Genomic DNA, 18,109 nt, shown 5'->3' with positions numbered 1-18,109 from the left:
TCACCCAAACCTCATTGCTAGATTAGCCACATGCTTTTCTAGCATTTTTTTATGAAAGTTCTCGCTGTAGACCCCGCCATCCGCAACACCGGCTACGCCATCATCGAGGGCGACCAACACAAACAATTTGCGATCGACTACGGCGTGATCCGAATCCCTCAAAAGTTACCTCAATCGAAGGCTCTCGCTGCGGTGCGCACCGGGCTCAAGAACCTCATTCAACAATACGAGCCAGAGGTGGTCGCCGTGGAAGGCATCATCTATGTCCAAAGCATGCGTACTGCCATCAGCATGGGAGCGGCACGCGCCGCCACCCTCATCGCAGCCGCCGATGCTGGGCTCGAGATCTACGAATACGCGCCTAAAAAAATCAAACAAGCTGTCGTCGGCAATGGAAACGCCGGCAAAGACCAAGTAGCATTCATGGTCCGTGCCTTACTTGGCCTCAATGAAACCCCCGCTCACGATGCCGCCGATGCGCTCGCCATTGCACTAGCCCACCTAGCAGCACAAGACCCACTCAAGGCGAGTATTCTTCAGATGAAAAACATCTAGACCCTCGTTTACTGACAACACGGGGGCAACTGTTTGCGGTCAAAGAGCTCCTCTTCCACATAGCTCGCAAGCATACCATCCTCACCCCACACATGCACCCGAGCCATTCCATAGCTCTTCAACGCTATGTAGAGTGACTCCCATTGCTCCTCTGGAGCCGCTAGAAATGCTGTAGCAAAGGCATCCGCAACAGCAGCGCCGGCCTGAGATTCGACAGCCACCGTGAGCTCGCGTGTCACGGTAGTTCCAGCCAAGGGATCAAAGCCCGGAGACTCAATACTCTGCGATGAAATAGCCAATCCTCGATCGCTCAGCTCAACCACACCTAAAAGCTCTCCACCCTCAGCAGACCGCACGGCCAATGCCCATGCTCGTCCTTCTGGGTGTTGGCCGATAGCGACCGTTTCACCCAATTCTAGCAACGCTGATTCAACGCCCATGCCGCGCGCAATGGCAGCCACGGCATCGGCAAAGTCCCCCTGCACCAGAGCATTAAAACTCAGCTTTACCCGCGGTTCTACCAGTTCAATCGCCGACTCTTGGATCAGCACATGAGAGTACGCTGCTGGCACATGCCATCGCTGGATGACCTGCTCAGTATCAGCCACGTCTAGCGCGTCCCAGAGCGCTTGAATCGCCGGATCAAAGTACCCGCCGCTCATCGCATGGAGGTGTTGCGCGCGCGCGCTCAGACGCAGCATCAAGGCACTGGGCTGACTGAGCACTCTAGATGCATTCAGCTGGCTCAGCTCAGAGCGATCACTGTACAGAGAAAAGCTCGTTTCATACTCCCGCGCGGTACGCTCGATTGCAGCATGCAATTGTTCAGCCTCGCTTGCATCGAGACCATAGAATTGCGCTTGCATCGGTATCCCAAAGACAATGCCACTCCATCTGGAGGCTGCCACATCCGCCGTCAATGCCTGTTCAGAATCAACATGCTTCTCACGGCAGGAACTGCCCAGCATGATGGCACATGTGAGAAGCACGCACTTACTAATGCCGAGCCATTGTGAGCCCTTCATAGCTTGGCGTTGCTAGCGCGGCCGCGGCCACTGCTGCGCCATTGCAGCACCAAGCCAGTTCCAATCAACACCAAGGTGCACACAATCACTAAATCATAAAAATACTTGGCGAACGCACCTAGAAAATTGCCTGCATGTAGATCAAGCATCAAACGTGACATGCTAACACCTCCACCGCTCCACTCACGCTGCAAAAACTCCAAACTCGCAGTATCATTGACGAGTTCAAGCCCAGCGGGTTCGAGCACCACATCCACCTTGTCATATTCTACCCAATCCGCATCAGGCAAGTACCAATCTCCAGCCGCCAGGAGCGCTACCTTTCCTTCGTAGCTCGCAAGCCCATCAACTGGCATTGCGGGAAAACTAAGCTCGTCCAATCGCTCGATTTCCTCTCCCGCTGAATCGAGCCTGATAATCGTATCATCGAGTAACAACGCGAGCCCGGTAGTATCTCCCGCCACTGCACGCAGACCTGTAGTGTTTTCTAATACTCTCGTATGATAGAACACCACACCATCCCACTCCGTGACTACCACCCCCTGATGCTCAGCACGATAGGCCTGCCCCTCCGGCAGCATCCCGTAGGCAGCAAGAACCCATGGGTGGCTCACCTTCGTCGTGTCTAATTTGAAGTCTTCAGCATGGTTCAAGAAAAAGCCAGTGATCAAGACCCAGACTAGCGGCAATGCCGTGAAAGCACCTAGCAAACGATGCGCTGGCCTACTTTTACGCTTCCTCCTTTTCGGCTTCCGAACCACGTCACAAACAGGAGAACAGCCAACGGCGAATTCTACTTGGTCTGGTTGCTTCCCTTGTGACGACATTTCTTTACTTCTCAACTTGTGAGCTCAAATACAAGGCTGCAGCACCAACTTTTTTCATCGCATTGACCGACAAGGTCGCACCAACGATCCCGTCGATCCGCCTATCCAGCTTACGACCATCGAGTTGGGCACCTTTAAATTGTTGGGTGAAGAATGATTTACTAACTTCCCAGCCGTGGCTCTCTCGGTACACAAGCACCTTGATTTCATGGATTTTTCCGCCTTTGACCACCACTCCAGTGGTGATGAACTCACTTTTACCGGTCTCATTGAGAATCCAGGCGGTCTTGCCAGCCCCCTTCCAGTAGCGTACCTGCTTTTCTTTGAAGCGATGCTTTAAGATCGATTTTAGCTGCTTGTGCTGTTCCTTCGATAAGACCAATACCTGCGTCTTTGGCACAGCACCAAATTGGCGCTTCATGAAGCTCGATGGCTTCTCATACACCTTGGCCGCTGCCTCCGCTGTCATGCTAAAACAGCCCAATACTAGAAACGAAAATACCGCTCGGCCAAAAAATGACCGAACGGAGTTTTTGAATAACAAACTTGTAATGATCCCCATAATCATTGGAATAACTAGCCAAGCCTCATGACCTGGCTAGTAAGTTGATCAGCTGATTAGTAATACCAACCGAAGCCGAAGTTGTATGTTTCAGTGCCACCTTCTTTACCCTTGGTGCTCACTGTCTGATAATCTGCTTTAAGAACGAGGTTTTCGTTGATCCAGTAGTTACCACCTGCGTTGTACTCAGTGTTCTTCTTAGCAGTGGATCCTGCCTTGAGATTTGCGTACTGGTATTGTGAGTAACGAGCGAAGACACCGACTTTGCCAATGGGTGTGTCCCATGCGTATGATGGCTCTAGGTAGTAACCCCACTGGTTGTCGCCTTCACCCTCTACATCGATATTCCATGCGGAACCGAGTGCGATGAACTGGAAACCACCGTGGCTGAAGATACCGTGTGCCTCAGTAAGAACACCGTCTTGTGAGCCATCCACTGTGCTGTCCATGTCAGATTGGTACTGCACAGATGCTGCAAGGTTTACCTTCTCAAAGCCATTGTACTTTGCACGACCAGTGAGAGCCCAGCTCTCGGTGTTCTGGTTGAAACGGTTACCTTCTGAGTTCACAGTGAAAAGGTCGATACCATACTTTGAGCGACCACCTCGGATAGAACCACCCTTGGTGTCGTTGCCACCGTGGAAGAGACCATCTAACTGCCAGTCCTCGCCAACATTCTTAGTCACACCAGCACCGAGTAAAGTCCAAGTAGTCGGGATGATGTTCTTCTCAACATTAGGACGCTCCACACCGTAGAATGTGGTGGGCTCGTGCACCTCGTTGATGCGGCCTACTGGCGCAAGAATCAAACCACCTTTACCCACGATACCATTGTCGAATGTGTACTCGAGGTACGCCTGCTCAAGCTTCAGCTCTACGCCACTGCTTGTGAAATTTTGACCCGGCTTCTTACGGTATGCGTGCTCAAGCTCAGTCTCAGTCACCAACTTCAATTTGTCGGTGATTTCGAAGTCTGCAAAGAGAACGATGCGGTGAGGGTCAATGTCAGTGCCGCCATCTTTATAAAAGGTGGAGTGAATTTCACCGTAGGTTCCGAAAGAAAAACGATCCCAAAATGTTTTTTCAGTACTCACGAGTGCTGCGTCCAATGCCTCTGCATCTGACCCTGCTACTGCCATGCTTGTCGCGCTTGCTGCTACAACAGCTGCGGTAAGAAGTGATTTGCTCATAGTATGTAATTATCCGTGTTTCGAGCATTCTCTCATCACCACCGCTCACTACCAGATCCACACATTTCCACTAGCGAACTGCAGGATGAGAACCTGCTGCTGCACGCAAACTAATGATACAGAGTCTCAATAGCAAGAACTTTCTACACATGAACCTCTCACGGCAGCGCATTCACCCTTCATGAATAATTAATGTTGAGCCACTTACAACTTATAAAAAAATCTCATTCCCTGATTCAATAGAGTCCCTGCTAGGTTTCGATAGATTGGCTGGCACAATGAACTGATTTTTCTTGAACCAAGGCTGTCAGCTTTCTACCCTGTAACAGTCTTATGAAAAACATCGCCCTTATTGCAGCCACCGCGCTTCTCAGCCTCAATGCCGCTCAAGCAGCTGACGGAGCAAAAGTCTACGCTACCTGTGCAGCCTGCCACCAAGCTACTGGTCAAGGCATCCCGGGAGCTTTCCCTCCACTTGCTGAGTCTGAGTGGGTCAATGGCCCAGTCGAAAACCTCATTCGCATCCAGCTCCGCGGTCTCATGGGACCCATCACTGTGAAGGGCACTACCTACAACTCTGTGATGCCACCTAATGCATCCATGAGTGATGAAGACATTGCCGCTGTTCTCACCTACATCCGTAGCAACTTCGGCAACGATGCTTCAGCTGTCACACCGGATATGGTGAAAGCGCTCCGCTCAGAAGTGGGCAAGCCAATGCTTAAGGCAGAAGAACTCGTCGACCCGACCAAGGTTGAGGAGAAGAAAGAAGAGGCAGCTCCAGCGAGCTCCAGCACTGAAACCCCAGCTCCAGCAGCTGCAGCTGTTCCTGCAGAGCCAAAGTCAGGTGAAGTGATCAAGTCCGAGAAGCTTGCTGGCCCTAACTACAAGGTTTGGGGTGGCTTAGCCGCATGGGGCGCACTCTGCATCATTCCTGTAATCACAGGTATCGGCCGTCGTGCATAAGGCACCTATCGGTTGAGTAGCTCTCGATAGAGCGACACACACTTTTCAGCGGCATCTGTCCACGTGGCAGATGCCGCTTCTTTTTGTACTGCCTGCTGGAGCGCTTGGCGTCTCGATTGCGTATCGAGCAGGCCAAGTATTTGCTTTTCCCAAGCATGCATCTCACCCGCCTTGAGTACCGGCGCACTGGGGAGGACTTCGCGCACGCCGCAGGCCTCTGTGAGTATTGGAACGACCCCCTCGGCAGCTGCCTCCAGCGCCACCAAACCAAAGGGCTCGGACGACGAAGTCATGCACAGTAAGCTTGCATCTGCATATAGCTCAGGCATCCACTCATGCCCGATCGTCGGCAACAACTGAACAGCATCGCGTAGGCCACGAAAGTCAATCAATTGCTGCAAGAGTTTCTTTTGCGTCCCCTCACCGACCATGCGCAGACGCAAGCGGGGTTGCTTCTTCCAGAGAAGCCTGAATAGTTCGAGCATGAAGACTGGGTTCTTCTGTAAGCACAAGCGCCCCACCCATAAGATATCAATGCGCTTCTCCTCAGCCCCTTCATCATCGGACGGGCTTACTCGCTTTTGATGGATCCCATTGGCAATGACAGTCAGCCCACGTTCCTGCAAACCATAGCTCTCGCTGAGTACTCCTGCTGAGAGACCACTCACAGCGACCACCTGGTTTGCCTGCTGCATGGCCCAATTCTCAAAACGATACAAGGCGTCGTTCACCTGCAACCCCATTCGCTCGACATGACTAGAATGCATGTGCAGGACCAAGGGAATACCAAGCAGGCGCTGAAGTGCAACACCTGCAAGTGCCGCGTGCCAATCATGCGCATGCACTAGACTTGGCCTCCCATACTTCAGTTGCGCAAGCACCCACCGGCTAAAACGCAACACCTGTTCCTCCCCAGCATTCCCGTTCAACCACTCACCCGCTAACATCTCCTCGAGCCATCGCTCAGGGTCATTCGTATTCAGTGAGGGTCCACAGTAGGCATCGATCGGCTCTCCACCGAAACCTACCTCCCCCATTGCGCCTGGGTAGAACACACGACATGACACCCCAGCCTCGATCAGAGCCTCTGTGAGCCCTAGGCAAGCAATCCCAAGCCCACCGCGATGATGCGGTGGGAACTCCCAGCTGATGTGCCACACCTCCCCGAGGTTCTGGTTCGAGATCTCTCCCATAAATGAGGTCCCACCAGTATGGAGAGTCGCTGGGGGGCGTAAACCATAAAAGCGACTGGGCGCAACTCCCTCAGTGGCCTGACGACTTCTTTTTCTTCTTTGCGCGCTGTGGCCCAAATTTCGCGTATGACTCAGCGGGATTGTCCAGATCCATTGGATCCTGCATCGCCAGCATTTGTTGCTTGAGCTTCGCCTGCATGGTCTCGAGCACCGATTGGTACTCTGGGTTCTTGGAGAGATTTTTCTTTTCAGACGGGTCGGCACGCAGATCAATGAGAAGATCTTGAGAGAGCAATGGATAGCTGATGTATTTCCACCTGCCATCTGTCACCATGCGCTGTGAATCACAATAGCTCGAGTAGATGTCGCGCATGCGCGTGTCAGCATGGATCAATGGCAAGAAGCTCTCAAACTCGAGTCCCTCAGGCTTCTTCGCCCCCGAGAGTTCGAGCGCGGTTGCCATCGCTGATTGCAGGTAAATCGGACTGCGCACTGTCTTGCCAGCTGGCAATTTGGGCCCTACCACAATGAAAGGAACTCGAACCGAATGGTCATACATATTTTGCTTCCCCAAGAGCCCATGTTGGCCACAACCGAGCCCATGGTCAGCTGTGAAAATAATGTAGGTATTCTCAGCCTTACCACTGGCTTCGAGGTGGGCGAGGATCTTGCCAATCTGAGCATCCATGTGGGAGACTAAAGCATAATACTCACTCTGGTTCACTTGAACGCTATGCTTGGTTCTCGGGAAGGGAGCTAGCATTTCATCGCGGATCTTCTTTTCCTTCAAATCGTATGGATACTCACTGAGAAAATTGTCTGGCACCGGGATGGTGTCATAGGGATAAAGGTCTTGGAATGCTTGTGGCGCTTGACGCGGGTCGTGCGGCGCGTTGAACGCCAGCATCATACAGAATGGTTTCTCTGATTTTTTAACCTGTTCAAAGAATAGCTCTGCATCGTCGGCTAGCACCTCGGACCAATGCTTGCCACCTTTCCAAAACCCCTGAAAATCTGGGTCAGCAGGATCCCAAGTGTCACGCCCAGGGGTAAAGTCTCGCTCATAGCGCGCTTTGGTTTGGTTTGGCATGCCAGGGCGGATGTTCCGGGTATTGCCCCAGGTCTTTTCACAAAAAACCTGCGGACCGACATGCCACTTCCCTGCATAGTATGTGTCATAGCCAGCGTCGGCAATTCTCTGCGGTAGCATCTCGCGATTGTTCACCGCTGTAGCCACATTGAACTTACTTGCTCCCCAAACTTGCTTCCCCGTCATCAGCATCCGCCGGCTAGCCATGCAAACCGCACCATTCCAAGCTCCTGAATTGTAGGCATGACTGAAGCTCACCCCACGTTCAACAAGCTTATCTAAATGTGGTGTCTTGACCACGGAATTACCGTGTGCATGCAGCGCATCATAGGCGTGGTCATCAGCAAAAAGAATCAGGATATTTGGGCGCTCATCAGCGCGCGCCATGAACGAGAGAGCCAATGCAATAAGCCCAGTGAACCATAGAATTTTCCGTGAATACATCCACATTGCTACTCCTACATATTAAGGATTCTTTCAATCATTTCAATGAACACCACATGGCCAAAGCACCATTGACTCAGCAACCTAGCACAATCGCCACCTCGCCTCAATGGAGCCCAACAACAGATACATCTCTGCCAATACTAATAGTTGACCCACCACCGAATCACGTCTATTTAGTTCAGCGATGAGCGTTATAGCATCTGAATATCCCGTCATGATTGCCGGCACCGGCAGCTACCTTCCAGAACGCGTGATGACCAACGCGGATCTCGAAAAGATCGTTGATACCACCGACGAATGGATCACCTCCCGCACTGGAATCAAGGCTCGCCGTATAGCCGCCGAGGGTGAAAACACCTCAGACCTCGCGACTAAGGCCGCAGAAAATGCACTCAGCCAGGCTGGCATCGCTGCCGCAGACATCGAACTCATCATCGTTGCCACTATTTCGCCGGACACCATCACCCCGGCCACCGCATGCTACGTGCAACATAAGCTCGGAGCCACTCAGGCCATCGCCTTCGACATCTCTGCAGCATGCTCTGGTTTTCTATATGCCATGAAAATGGCCAAGCGCATGATCTCCGATGGTGCCTACAAAAACGCACTCATTATTGGTGCTGAAAAGCTTTCAGCCTTCGTCAATTGGGAAGACCGCAACACCTGCGTGCTCTTCGGTGACGGCGCAGGCGCTGCCGTACTTCGTCGCTCCGAGGAAGGTGAAGGCCGCATCCTCGCCACCGAAATGGGAACCGACGGAGCCCAAACTGGCATCCTCAACATTCCTGGCGGTGGCTCAGCTTGCCCCACAAGCTCTGAGAATGTGGATCAAAAACTCGCTTCTCTTCAAATGTCAGGCCGCGAGGTATTCAAGCTCGCAGTCAATGCGATGAAAAATGCCTCTGAAAAGGTCATTGAACGTGCAGGCCTCACTGCCGACGACATCAAACTTGTCATCCCACACCAAGCAAACCTCCGCATCATCGACGCCATCGCCGACCGACTCACCGTGCCCAACGAGAAAGTCTTTGTGAACCTCGATAAATATGGAAACACCTCCGCTGCAGCTGTGGCAATCGCACTGGATGAAGCTCATCGCTCCGGTCGCTTTGAACGTGGTGACACCATCATCCTCGTAGTCTTTGGAGCCGGCCTCACCTGGGCTGCTAGCGCCATCGAATGGTAATCACAGACAAGAAAAAAGCTCGATGCTATCTAGAGCATCGAGCCGGTGGGGGCCGCATGCCAGTGCCGCATTCCCCTACGGGTTAAAATCAACCTTAATGCGAAGGAATTTTTCGCTTGCCCCCCAGTTACCTAGGTCTGGAGTGATCTCAACGGTTTCGAAGTCACCATCAGTACTCAATACAGTAGTGGTGATCCCAGAATTGATGTCAGCCCAATCGTTAGATAACAAGGTGCTAGATTCTTGCACGGTATAAATGAGGCCAGCAGCCGATCCTTCACGACGCGTGAGAGTTACCTTTCCAGCGTCAAAAGCCATCGGAAACACTCCCGGGTCTGCTACGTTCGGATCACCATTGAACGCGTACTCATAGAGATTGCTCTGACCATCATTGTCAGGGTCTGCCGTGATATCAATCTCAGCACCACTGAGGCCTTCCGATTCCGCCCAAACGCCGAAGGAATTACGCACAATCGCCACACTCAGTACGGTACTCGTCTGCGACACTGTCGCTGTATAGCCATGTTCTGAAAAACCGCTAGGTGTCACACTCACAGGGTCGCCTAGAACACCACCAGTAGCATTGATGAGGTTAAAGCTCTGAGCACCACCTGTGTAGTCAGAACCGTCCACAGTAATTGTACTGAAGAGGCTAGCATCCACCCAGTTAGCAAAGTCCAGGCTGCTAATGCCCGAGCTATCAAAAACGAAGCTGAGGCTAGGCCCGCCTAGGGCAATCATCCCACCAAGATCGACATCCGCGTCATCTCCATTGATGGTAATATCACCATATTGCCAGATATAGCCGGTGACGTCGATATCGCCGCCTGAAAGATGGAGATCAGCATGGATGGTGGCGACATTGGTACCCACCACTCCATTCATAATTTGGAAGGCACCCGAGAGCACCTCCACGCGACTTCCTGAGCCCAAAGCCCCAATATCCATCGTCGTTGAGCTCGAATTGTACACTTTACTGGCCGTGCCACCTTGCACGACAAGGGAGCTATTTAGACCAATCTGAAAGCTCGCCGCCTCTGTGAGGCTTAAAGTACCGCCAGTAAGGTTGTAGGTGGAGGGCTCCCCTGTGTTACTCGAATTGATCAGCAGGCTTGGAGTGGTCAGCACCCCAGAAGAATGGTTCACCACCCCTGAGCCAGTTCCAGCGCCAAGCAGCAAGGAGCTCGTGACCTCCACATTGTTGGTCACATTCAAGGTCGCCGTGCTAGGGCTGGCTTCATCACCTACCGTCAGAACAAAGGCAGCAATGTCTTGAACTTCTTGCACCACCACATTGTCTAAAACGCCCCCCCAAAAACCGTTGAAGTAATCCCCCGTGAAGGTGAGCGTCGTACTCGTGCCAGCCTCTGCGACAAAGTCAAAAGTCTCACTCGTCCAGCCGATATCGTTTGCATCAGAAGTGAAATTGACCGAGCGATTCAACGAGCCAATCGAATACTCGAGCGTCGTTGATCTCGCGGAGAAATCCACAGCACCATAGGAAAAGCTCAATCGGTAGGTCTTCCCTGCCGTAGTCGCAATTGTTTGAGTGAGGGTTCCTGTGCCGGTGTTGGTGAAGCTTTGAAGAGCCACGAACTGATCGCCGTCAGCCGCCTCGGTTGTATAGTTCCCAGTGTTGAATGTGTCCACAAGCGTCAGGCCATCCCCGCCAATCACCCATGGAGAAAGTGCACTCGCACCAGCATCCAGAGCCTGAATACTAGCGGTCCCATACGCTTCAAAACTACCATCAGTCACGAGGTTAGGACCCAAGATGCCAGAAGCATCTGTGGTCACCACGGCATTATTTCGAATCGTTGCATCATCATAGCTATTCACCGTCTGAGCTGACCAATCAGAGGTACTGTCGTAGACGACTTCTTGGTTTTCTACCACCGTGGCTGTAATCGCAAGCGATGTGGTGCTAATCGATTGGTCGACATTTTCATATTGGATATTGAGTGTCGCTGTGGCCGACTGCCCCACGGCCAAGCCCGCTGTACTATTATCGAACTGGACATTGATCGTGTCATTCGTGCCTGCATCATCAGGGTCGTTGTTCTGCACCAATGGAAAACTGGTGAGTACCGAAAAGGCTCCGACGTGAGATTCCCCAGAGATCGTTGCCGCAGTCATATCAATATTGTGCGGATAGCTGTAGCTCAGGGTGATACCCGATTGGGTCTGCGTGTTGGAGATGACATGATCGATACTCAGGTCGGCAGTCACCGCGTTCACAGAAATCACCTCGGTGTAGTCTGAGCTGATCACCGCATCCCCAAATGGAGGCGTCCCGGAGCCATCAGTCGCATTCACAAACCACGCACGCGTGCCCGCTGGAAGCGTGGCGGTCACAGTGTAGGTCCCGTCGAGGTTGTCGCTTGGAGCCGTGAGCACAGTTGATGTCCACGTCACATCGGTCGCATCACTATAATTCGGCGTGGTACCCCAATCTGTAGTGCTCAACAAGGTAGCCCCTGTGAGTGGTCGCGTCGACTGAAAGACCACTGTGGCTGTACTCCCAAGCACATTCTTACTCACCTGAGTGGCCCATGGTGCCGCAGTGGCTACCACCGAATCCGCAAAATCAAAGGCTGACTCAGTTATCCAGCCAATCGTGTCGCCATGTCCAAGATTATCCGGCAATGACATCACAGCCGTCCCCCCTACTTCGTGAAAGCTGTACACGAGACAATCGAGCTGGAAGTTTGTCTCTTGTGGGTAGGAAAGCCACAGAGACGGCTGAGTGAAGTTGGCCAAACGTAGGATAGGATCCCAGACGTTTCGATAGGTGTCATTCGCCCCTAAGTTGGTTCCATAAAAATTGAGTGAATCGTACAAGTGGCCACAACCGTATATCGGAATAGCAAACGCAAAACGATTATCCACTCCCATCGTTGTGCTGGTGATCACACCACCCCAAGAAGTCCCCACGATACCAACCTTGGAAGCGTCGACGAAATCCAAACTACGCATCAAAGAATTAGCCAGCACAGCACCACTGACGGCATGATACATCCATTGCTCTTCGATCGCGTTGGCACTGTCACCATAGATACCCGGACGAATAGGACCGGCCATATTATGTTGGTTCCACCCGGTATTGATTTGAGTGAAATTGGTGTCTTTGGTATCTACCTGACCTTCTGTCGCAATACTGATCGAGGCGTATCCCTTAGCCTCCCAAGCAGTCACTGCATTCTTGTATGCGGTGCCTCCGCCACCATGAACATATACGATTGCGGGCACCTTATTGGCCGCACTCGCTCCTGCTGGAATCTTCACACGTGCGTAGATGCGTGTGCTTGAGCCATCGTATGTGAGCCCATCCATATAAATCCCCTTGTTGTCTCCAGGGCTGAGGGTTGTGGAAGTGGCAGCCTGAGCGTCAATCAAGACAGAAACATCATTTTCATCAGCGATACCATAGATCGCAGGTGCCGTTGTGAGGTCTCCTAAAGCTGCTACTGCAGCTAGATCAGAAGCGGTGTCGCCTGAGGCTACTCCTATGCAGCTAAAGCACAGCAGAGCAGCACGCGTGAATTGTTTAATCATCGTGTATTCGGGTGGAAGAAACACTTCTCACCACCAGCAATCATACAGGTGATGCTCGACTTCACCGAGAAGTGGAATGTTGTGTTTCTTTGAGTGTGGGTTGAGCATCCAATGATGCTCGGGGTTGATTGCCGAAAGAGCACAAGCTTCTATCAGCAAAGGTTGTAGTGTGTCAGACGGTATAAAGACGCTGATCATCTTTGCATAGCTTAAATTCCTACACCTCTTTACTGATCGAGTTCATGAGAGCCTCGAACAGCTGAAACACCCAGTAAATTGAGGATATTTCAGTTCAATCAACCGTTTGACAAATTATTTCAACCAGCAGCAAAAACATCGGTCATACAGGTCCCTGAAGCACCGCTGAACCACATCGCTTATGGCAAGAGTCACCCTACCGGCGCTCTACTTTTTCTTGCGGATGACACCTACGATGATACCGATCCCACCCACCGAAAATAAGGCGGGAAACCAAATACTGTACCCTGCTGCGAGGGTGTCGTGCTTCAGCACCGCTTGCACTCCAGGCTCCGAGGTACTGAACTCTGGATTCACGTAGCAGGTGGTCTGCAAGCCCACAGGGTACTGCTCCACCATTGACTGAACATCTTTAGGGTCTTTTCTCCAGCGTTGGCCGCGTGGCTTAAAGTGCTCACTAATCAAATCTTGGCCTTCAAACTGGTATTTGTAGAGGACCTTCCATTGATACTCCTCTGGGCTAGTCCCAATGACTCTGGTGCGCATTTCCGACTGAATCACCAGACACGGCACTTCCTGCCATGCTCGCGTGTCCTTGGCAGATGCGTAACTCTTCCACATCAGCCAACAAAAGCCCCCACCAAGAAAAAACAAAAAGCACCCCATGCCGATCAAGTAGATCATGCCCGCCGTGCTTGATGCTTTGGATTGGGGTGTCGCGGCCATGCTTAGGCTTCTTCTTCAGGAGCTTTAGGAAGCTTCTCTACCTCATCGAGGAGGTTCACGATATCCACGCCACGTGAGGCCGAATTGTCGACCCTAAAGCTAAGTACCGGAGTACAACGCAGGTTAGTACGCTTGTTAATCACGGACTGGAATACCGACTTGCTCTTGGTCAATTTTTCAAGCACCGGCTCAGAGTCGCCACCGAGCACACTGACAAATACCTTAGCTTCGCGGAGGTCATCAGTGACTTCAACATCACTGATGGTTACCAAAATGTTGCGGAACTCAAATTCCTTCTGAGCCACGCTACTGATTTCACGTTTGAGGAGCTCGTTGATTCTGCTGAGTCGTTGTGACATGATCGTGGATCTTAGCTTATTTATTGGTGAGAAAAAGCCCGCAGAACCAGAGTGGCTCTGCGAGCTAAATAATTCATGAGTTTGAGGTTAGAGCGTCTGCTCTACCTTCTCAAGGTTGTAGCACTGGATAACGTCGCCTTCTTCGTAGTCGTTGAAGTCGCCGAGCTTGATACCACATTCGATACCTTGCTTCACTTCCTTCACTTCATCGTGGAAGCGGCGGAGCGTGGACATCTTGCCATCAAATACCGGAGTACCACCACGCAGCACACGGGCGTGCGCCACACGGGTGACTTTACCATCCTTAACGATACAACCAGCAGCTTTGCCCTTGTTGACCTTGAACACCTGCTTCACCTCAGCGTGACCAATGATGGTCTCACGGGTTTCAGGTTCCAGAAGTCCGAGCATCGCGTCGTTCACAGTGTCGATCAATTCGTACACCACTGAGTAGAGTTTAATCTCCACCCCTTCGCGTTTTGCTGCTTGTACAGCACGGCTTTCCACCTTGGTGTTGAAGCCGAGCACGATGGCGTTGGCTGAGCTTGCCAAGAGAATATCAGATTCGGTAATGGAACCAGCAGCGGAATGGATGAAGCGAGCTTCTACCTTTTGCGACTCGATATCCTCGATCGCACCAGTAATAGCACCTACTGAACCTTGTACATCGGTCTTGAGAATCAACTGCAGGCGAGCCTTCTGGGCATCACCCTTCGCCATCGCCATGAAGTCGTCCAAGCGACTCTTCTGGGCACCACCGAGACGTTCACTACGCTTCGTACCTTGGCGCTCAGCCGCGAGCTTCTTCGCAGCTCGCTCAGAGTCCATCTCCACCATCGCATCACCCACATTCGGGAGTTCGGAAAAACCGAGAACCTCAACAGGAGTGGCTGGACCAGCCTTCTTCATTGAATTGCCATGGTCATCGAGCATAGACTTAATCTTACCATTGAATGGACCACAGATGAATGGCATCCCCACTTTGAGAGTGCCGGATTCGACAATGACAGTAGCGGTTGGCCCCTTGCCTGGCTGCACGCGCGCTTCAATCACAGAGGCACGAGCATTGGCATTCGGGTTGGCGCGGAGTTCAAGCACCTCAGCTTGCAGCGCAAGGAGCTCAAGTAAGTCTTCCATACCGTCACCAGTCTTGGCTGATACGTCGACACATTCCACATCACCACCAAAGTCCACTGGCGTGAGACTGTGCTCCATCAGTTGCGTGCGAACACGCGTTGGGTCAGCACCCGGAACGTCGCACTTGTTGATCGCCACGATGATTGTCTTCTCAGCCGCCTTGGCGTGATCGATTGCTTCCTTGGTCTGAGGCATGATGCCATCGTCCGCAGCCACAACCAGCACCACAATGTCTGTGATGTCTGCACCGCGAGCACGCATCTTTGAGAAGATGGCGTGACCTGGAGTATCGAGAAGGGTGATCGGGCGACCTTCACTGTCTTTCACCCCATAGGCACCAATGTGCTGGGTGATGCCGCCAGCTTCGCCAGCAGCCACACGTGAATCACGAACCGCATCAAGCAAGGATGTCTTGCCGTGGTCAACGTGTCCCATGAATGTGATGATTGGCGCACGAAGCTCGAGCTTGTCCTCAGGAACATCTTCCTCTGGCTCTGGCTCTAAGAAGACTTCTTCTACCTTGTGAACACCTGCTCCCTTTTCACGCTTTTCGCGCTCAAATTCAAACCCGTGTTGTTGGCATAGCTTCTCAGCCACTTCTGGATCAATCGCTTGATTTGGCGCTACGAACACCTGGAGTTTGATGAGGTCTGCCATCAACTGGAATGGCTTGAGATCCATGAGATCCGCAAGGTCGCTCACAATGATAGGTGGTTTGATGTGAATCACCTTACCATCACTCACAACTGGAGCTGCAGGAACTTCTTCTACCGGAGCAGGAGCAGCCTCTTCAGGACCATTGCTTGGGGCTTCTTCAGCGGTTTCGTTGAGTTTGGAAATACTTGGTAATGCGGCATTGCCCTTACCTTTCTTAACGACAGAAGTCTTCTTCTTGCCTCCATCATCAAAGATATCGAGTGCTTCGGCTTTCTTGTCATCAAGCGTCTTCACTTTTGAAGCTTCTTGCCTCTGACGCTCACGTCTGGACGGCTTCTTGGACTTGCTGTCGTCCAAGAGGTCGAGCACTTCTTTCTTTTCGTTTTTGTTATCTTTCTGATCAGCCATTGAGCTGTCTTTCGATGTTTAGTTGGTATGATTGGCTCCCTCCGAATGTTCCGTGGACAGGAGCCAGATGTGTGCAATATACCTAGCGAACTAGGAATTTGCGTTTTCTTGTGCTGCTTGAGCTTTCGTGAGAATTTCTTGAGCTTCTTCTTCGCTCACTTCGATCGCGCTAGCGATGTATTCAGCTGGCATCTGGCATACCAACTCGAGTGTGGCTCCACCCGCGCGGAAGAGCTTGTCTGCCAACTCATCGTCGATACCGAGTTGGTCACCAACTCCATGTGACGCATTGCTGATGCGTGCTTCAAACTCTTCCTGCTGGCTCTCGTCTTTGCGAACCTGCACATCCCAGCCGATCAGGCGGGAGGTAAGACGAGCGTTCTGCCCACGGCGACCAATCGCCTTGGAGAGTTCCTCCTCGTCCACAGTAACATTGATCACCTTCTTCTCTTCATCCAGTGACACGGAGCGAAGGGTTGCCGGCTTGAGTGCCTCGTGAATAAATTCTTCAGGATTGTCGTTCCATCGGATGATATCGACTTTTTCGTTGTTGAGCTCGCGTACGATGTTCTTCACGCGTGCACCGCGGAGTCCCACACAGGCGCCTACTGGATCAACATTCTCATCGACACTAGAAACAGCTACCTTGGTACGGTAACCTGCCTCGCGAGCAATGCCACGTAGTTCCACAGTGCGGTCCGCAATCTCGCTAACCTCAGCTTCGAACAAACGACGCACAAAGTTCGGGTGGCTACGGGATAGAATGATCTCAGGTCCACGTTGCTCATTCTCAACCGCCACAACGTAGGCGCGGATACGGTCGCCAATATTGTATTCCTCAGTAGAAACACGCTCACGGGATGACATCTTGCCTTCAAACTTTCCGAGATCGACCCACACATCGTTCTTCTCAAAACGACGCACTGTGCCACTCACGATATCGCCCGCACGGTCTTTGAACTCGTCATAAATCATTTCCTTCTCAGCCTGACGCAAGCGCTGCATCATGGTCTGCTTTGCAGTTTGCACCGCGATACGCCCAAAGTTCTTAGGAGTGACATTGAACTCGACCTGACCATCCACTTCGACATCCGCATTGAGTTTTTTAGCAACACTGAGAACGACCTGGTTCCACTTATCGGTCTGCTCGCCATCTGCTACCACGTTGAGTGTCGCGTAAATCGTCGTATCACCCTTCTTGGTGTCGATCGCAGCACGCAGCTCAGTGATGTGCTCAGCTCCAGGAACCATCTTCTTGTACGCCGACAAGAACGCAAACTGCAACGCAGCCAATACCTTGTCGCGATCGATTCCCTTCTCTTTCTCGTAGTAGTCAATGAGAGCTACAATGTCGTTTGTCATAATCTCTGTTGTAAATTGTCGTGGATTACACCGCAGGATTCGCATTGAAGCTTTGATCTTGATACGAAAAAGAGTGGGTAAAAATCACCCACTCCTCCCTGACGGCTGAAGTTGTTGCCACTTCTTTAGCACATAATCCCCTAGGTGCAAGACTTATCTCAGCTGCAAAAGCACCACCAAAAACAAGTTAATTCCCCTATTCTACAATGGATTACACACCTCACTCTGGACCACCTCAGAGCCGCCACCGAAAAAAACCATCGCCTTCACATTATTTTTTCTTGCAAGCACCCACCATTCCCACTATCTCGTCTCCGCCCACCAGCACATGCGCAGATAGCTCAGTTGGTAGAGCAGTTGGCTTTTAACCAATTGGTCCTGGGTTCGAGTCCCAGTCTGCGTACTTTTAACCAAGAAGGCCGTCCTTTCAACAGGACGGCCTTCTTGGTTTTAACACAATACCCTCCAAGTCCTCCCTCTCCAGATCTATTTCTCCCTCTCCAGATCTATTTCTTATATTAGACTATTTCTTATATTAGACAGACTAAATACAGAGGATCGTTGATGCCATGCACTCTCCCGTGCTACAATCCTTTCTATGTCCTCCCCCAGAACACTCGCTCCTTGGCTTGGCAAGTTACCCAAGCCCGCCATCTACCACTGTGT

The 18,109-nt window shown here is 51.8% G+C and carries 14 protein-coding genes and 1 tRNA gene; 4 read left to right on the top strand and 11 right to left on the bottom strand.

Going from position 1 to position 18,109, the window contains the following annotated elements; all coding sequences use genetic code 11:
- Nucleotides 1–51: 51 nt before the first annotated feature.
- Nucleotides 52–555 (top strand): crossover junction endodeoxyribonuclease RuvC, encoded by a 504-nt coding sequence (ruvC, locus tag F454_RS0101395; protein ID WP_018968831.1) that lies wholly within the window; start codon nucleotides 52–54, stop codon nucleotides 553–555.
- Between the two features lie 8 nt (nucleotides 556–563).
- Here ruvC and F454_RS0101390 read toward each other — a convergent pair whose 3' ends face one another.
- The 4 genes from F454_RS0101390 to F454_RS0101375 all read right to left on the bottom strand — a co-directional run bounded on the left by F454_RS0101390 (nucleotide 564) and on the right by F454_RS0101375 (nucleotide 4,159).
- Nucleotides 564–1,580: an FAD:protein FMN transferase gene (locus F454_RS0101390; RefSeq protein WP_018968830.1), complete on the bottom strand. Its 1,017-nt coding sequence runs from the start codon at nucleotides 1,578–1,580 to the stop codon at nucleotides 564–566.
- Nucleotides 1,577–2,422 carry a PepSY domain-containing protein gene (locus tag F454_RS0101385; protein ID WP_156817071.1) on the bottom strand — a complete coding sequence of 282 codons (846 nt, stop codon included), beginning with the start codon at nucleotides 2,420–2,422 and terminating at the stop codon, nucleotides 1,577–1,579. The genes F454_RS0101390 and F454_RS0101385 overlap by 4 nt, the downstream gene beginning before the upstream one ends.
- Complete coding sequence (locus F454_RS0101380) at nucleotides 2,412–2,876, bottom strand: FMN-binding protein (protein ID WP_018968828.1); 465 nt, start codon at nucleotides 2,874–2,876, stop codon at nucleotides 2,412–2,414. Before F454_RS0101380 ends, F454_RS0101385 begins: the two co-directional genes overlap by 11 nt.
- Nucleotides 2,877–3,025: 149 nt before the next feature.
- Nucleotides 3,026–4,159, bottom strand: a complete 1,134-nt coding sequence (locus F454_RS0101375; protein WP_018968827.1) for a hypothetical protein — start codon at nucleotides 4,157–4,159, stop codon at nucleotides 3,026–3,028.
- A gap of 333 nt (nucleotides 4,160–4,492) precedes the next feature.
- Between F454_RS0101375 and F454_RS15430 the strand changes: the two genes are divergently transcribed.
- Nucleotides 4,493–5,125, top strand: a complete 633-nt coding sequence (locus F454_RS15430; RefSeq protein ID WP_018968826.1) for a c-type cytochrome — start codon at nucleotides 4,493–4,495, stop codon at nucleotides 5,123–5,125.
- A gap of 5 nt (nucleotides 5,126–5,130) precedes the next feature.
- Here the strand turns inward: F454_RS15430 and F454_RS0101365 are convergent, their stop codons facing one another.
- On the bottom strand, nucleotides 5,131–6,318 hold the full coding sequence (locus tag F454_RS0101365) for a glycosyltransferase family 4 protein (RefSeq protein WP_018968825.1): 1,188 nt from the start codon (nucleotides 6,316–6,318) through the stop codon (nucleotides 5,131–5,133).
- Between the two features lie 70 nt (nucleotides 6,319–6,388).
- Nucleotides 6,389–7,852, bottom strand: a complete 1,464-nt coding sequence (locus F454_RS0101360) for a sulfatase family protein (RefSeq protein ID WP_018968824.1) — start codon at nucleotides 7,850–7,852, stop codon at nucleotides 6,389–6,391.
- Nucleotides 7,853–8,039: 187 nt separating this feature from the next.
- Between F454_RS0101360 and F454_RS0101355 the strand changes: the two genes are divergently transcribed.
- Nucleotides 8,040–9,041 carry a beta-ketoacyl-ACP synthase III gene (locus F454_RS0101355; RefSeq protein ID WP_026292632.1) on the top strand — a complete coding sequence of 334 codons (1,002 nt, stop codon included), beginning with the start codon at nucleotides 8,040–8,042 and terminating at the stop codon, nucleotides 9,039–9,041.
- Between the two features lie 75 nt (nucleotides 9,042–9,116).
- Here the strand turns inward: F454_RS0101355 and F454_RS15425 are convergent, their stop codons facing one another.
- From F454_RS15425 to nusA, 5 genes are all read right to left on the bottom strand, one after another.
- The gene (locus tag F454_RS15425; protein WP_018968822.1) at nucleotides 9,117–12,596 is read right to left on the bottom strand and encodes a DUF642 domain-containing protein; all 3,480 of its coding nucleotides are present in this window, start codon (nucleotides 12,594–12,596) and stop codon (nucleotides 9,117–9,119) included.
- Between the two features lie 405 nt (nucleotides 12,597–13,001).
- A complete protein-coding gene (locus F454_RS0101345) occupies nucleotides 13,002–13,520 on the bottom strand; it encodes a DUF3592 domain-containing protein (protein ID WP_018968821.1) in 519 nt (172 codons plus the stop codon).
- A 2-nt stretch (nucleotides 13,521–13,522) separates the two neighbouring features.
- Nucleotides 13,523–13,879: a 30S ribosome-binding factor RbfA gene (gene rbfA, locus F454_RS0101340; protein ID WP_018968820.1), complete on the bottom strand. Its 357-nt coding sequence runs from the start codon at nucleotides 13,877–13,879 to the stop codon at nucleotides 13,523–13,525.
- Nucleotides 13,880–13,966: 87 nt separating this feature from the next.
- Complete coding sequence (gene infB / locus F454_RS0101335; protein ID WP_018968819.1) at nucleotides 13,967–16,081, bottom strand: translation initiation factor IF-2; 2,115 nt, start codon at nucleotides 16,079–16,081, stop codon at nucleotides 13,967–13,969.
- Between the two features lie 90 nt (nucleotides 16,082–16,171).
- Nucleotides 16,172–17,443 carry a transcription termination factor NusA gene (gene nusA, locus F454_RS0101330; RefSeq protein ID WP_018968818.1) on the bottom strand — a complete coding sequence of 424 codons (1,272 nt, stop codon included), beginning with the start codon at nucleotides 17,441–17,443 and terminating at the stop codon, nucleotides 16,172–16,174.
- Nucleotides 17,444–17,773: 330 nt separating this feature from the next.
- On the opposite strand from nusA, the gene F454_RS0101325 reads away from it, so the two are divergent.
- Nucleotides 17,774–17,846: transfer RNA gene (locus tag F454_RS0101325), tRNA-Lys, on the top strand.
- Nucleotides 17,847–18,109: the final 263 nt, after the last annotated feature.

It is taken from the genome of Rubritalea marina DSM 17716 (assembly GCF_000378105.1).
Taxonomy (GTDB): Bacteria; Verrucomicrobiota; Verrucomicrobiia; order Verrucomicrobiales; family Akkermansiaceae; genus Rubritalea; species Rubritalea marina.
Note: the sequence above shows the minus strand (reverse complement) of the source record. Positions and strands in the feature narration are given on the sequence as shown.

Excerpts from the sequence above, each read along its gene's own strand:
- ruvC (WP_018968831.1), top strand. The coding sequence starts at position 52 with ATGAAAGTTCTCGCTGTAGACCCCGCCATCCGCAACACCGGCTACGCC.
- F454_RS0101390 (WP_018968830.1), bottom strand. The coding sequence starts at position 1,580 with ATGAAGGGCTCACAATGGCTCGGCATTAGTAAGTGCGTGCTTCTCACA.
- F454_RS0101380 (WP_018968828.1), bottom strand. The coding sequence starts at position 2,876 with ATGACAGCGGAGGCAGCGGCCAAGGTGTATGAGAAGCCATCGAGCTTC.
- F454_RS0101375 (WP_018968827.1), bottom strand. The coding sequence starts at position 4,159 with ATGAGCAAATCACTTCTTACCGCAGCTGTTGTAGCAGCAAGCGCGACA.
- F454_RS15430 (WP_018968826.1), top strand. The coding sequence starts at position 4,493 with ATGAAAAACATCGCCCTTATTGCAGCCACCGCGCTTCTCAGCCTCAAT.
- F454_RS0101365 (WP_018968825.1), bottom strand. The coding sequence starts at position 6,318 with ATGGGAGAGATCTCGAACCAGAACCTCGGGGAGGTGTGGCACATCAGC.
- F454_RS0101360 (WP_018968824.1), bottom strand. The coding sequence starts at position 7,852 with ATGTATTCACGGAAAATTCTATGGTTCACTGGGCTTATTGCATTGGCT.
- F454_RS0101355 (WP_026292632.1), top strand. The coding sequence starts at position 8,040 with ATGAGCGTTATAGCATCTGAATATCCCGTCATGATTGCCGGCACCGGC.
- F454_RS15425 (WP_018968822.1), bottom strand. The coding sequence starts at position 12,596 with ATGATTAAACAATTCACGCGTGCTGCTCTGCTGTGCTTTAGCTGCATA.
- F454_RS0101345 (WP_018968821.1), bottom strand. The coding sequence starts at position 13,520 with ATGGCCGCGACACCCCAATCCAAAGCATCAAGCACGGCGGGCATGATC.
- rbfA (WP_018968820.1), bottom strand. The coding sequence starts at position 13,879 with ATGTCACAACGACTCAGCAGAATCAACGAGCTCCTCAAACGTGAAATC.
- infB (WP_018968819.1), bottom strand. The coding sequence starts at position 16,081 with ATGGCTGATCAGAAAGATAACAAAAACGAAAAGAAAGAAGTGCTCGAC.
- nusA (WP_018968818.1), bottom strand. The coding sequence starts at position 17,443 with ATGACAAACGACATTGTAGCTCTCATTGACTACTACGAGAAAGAGAAG.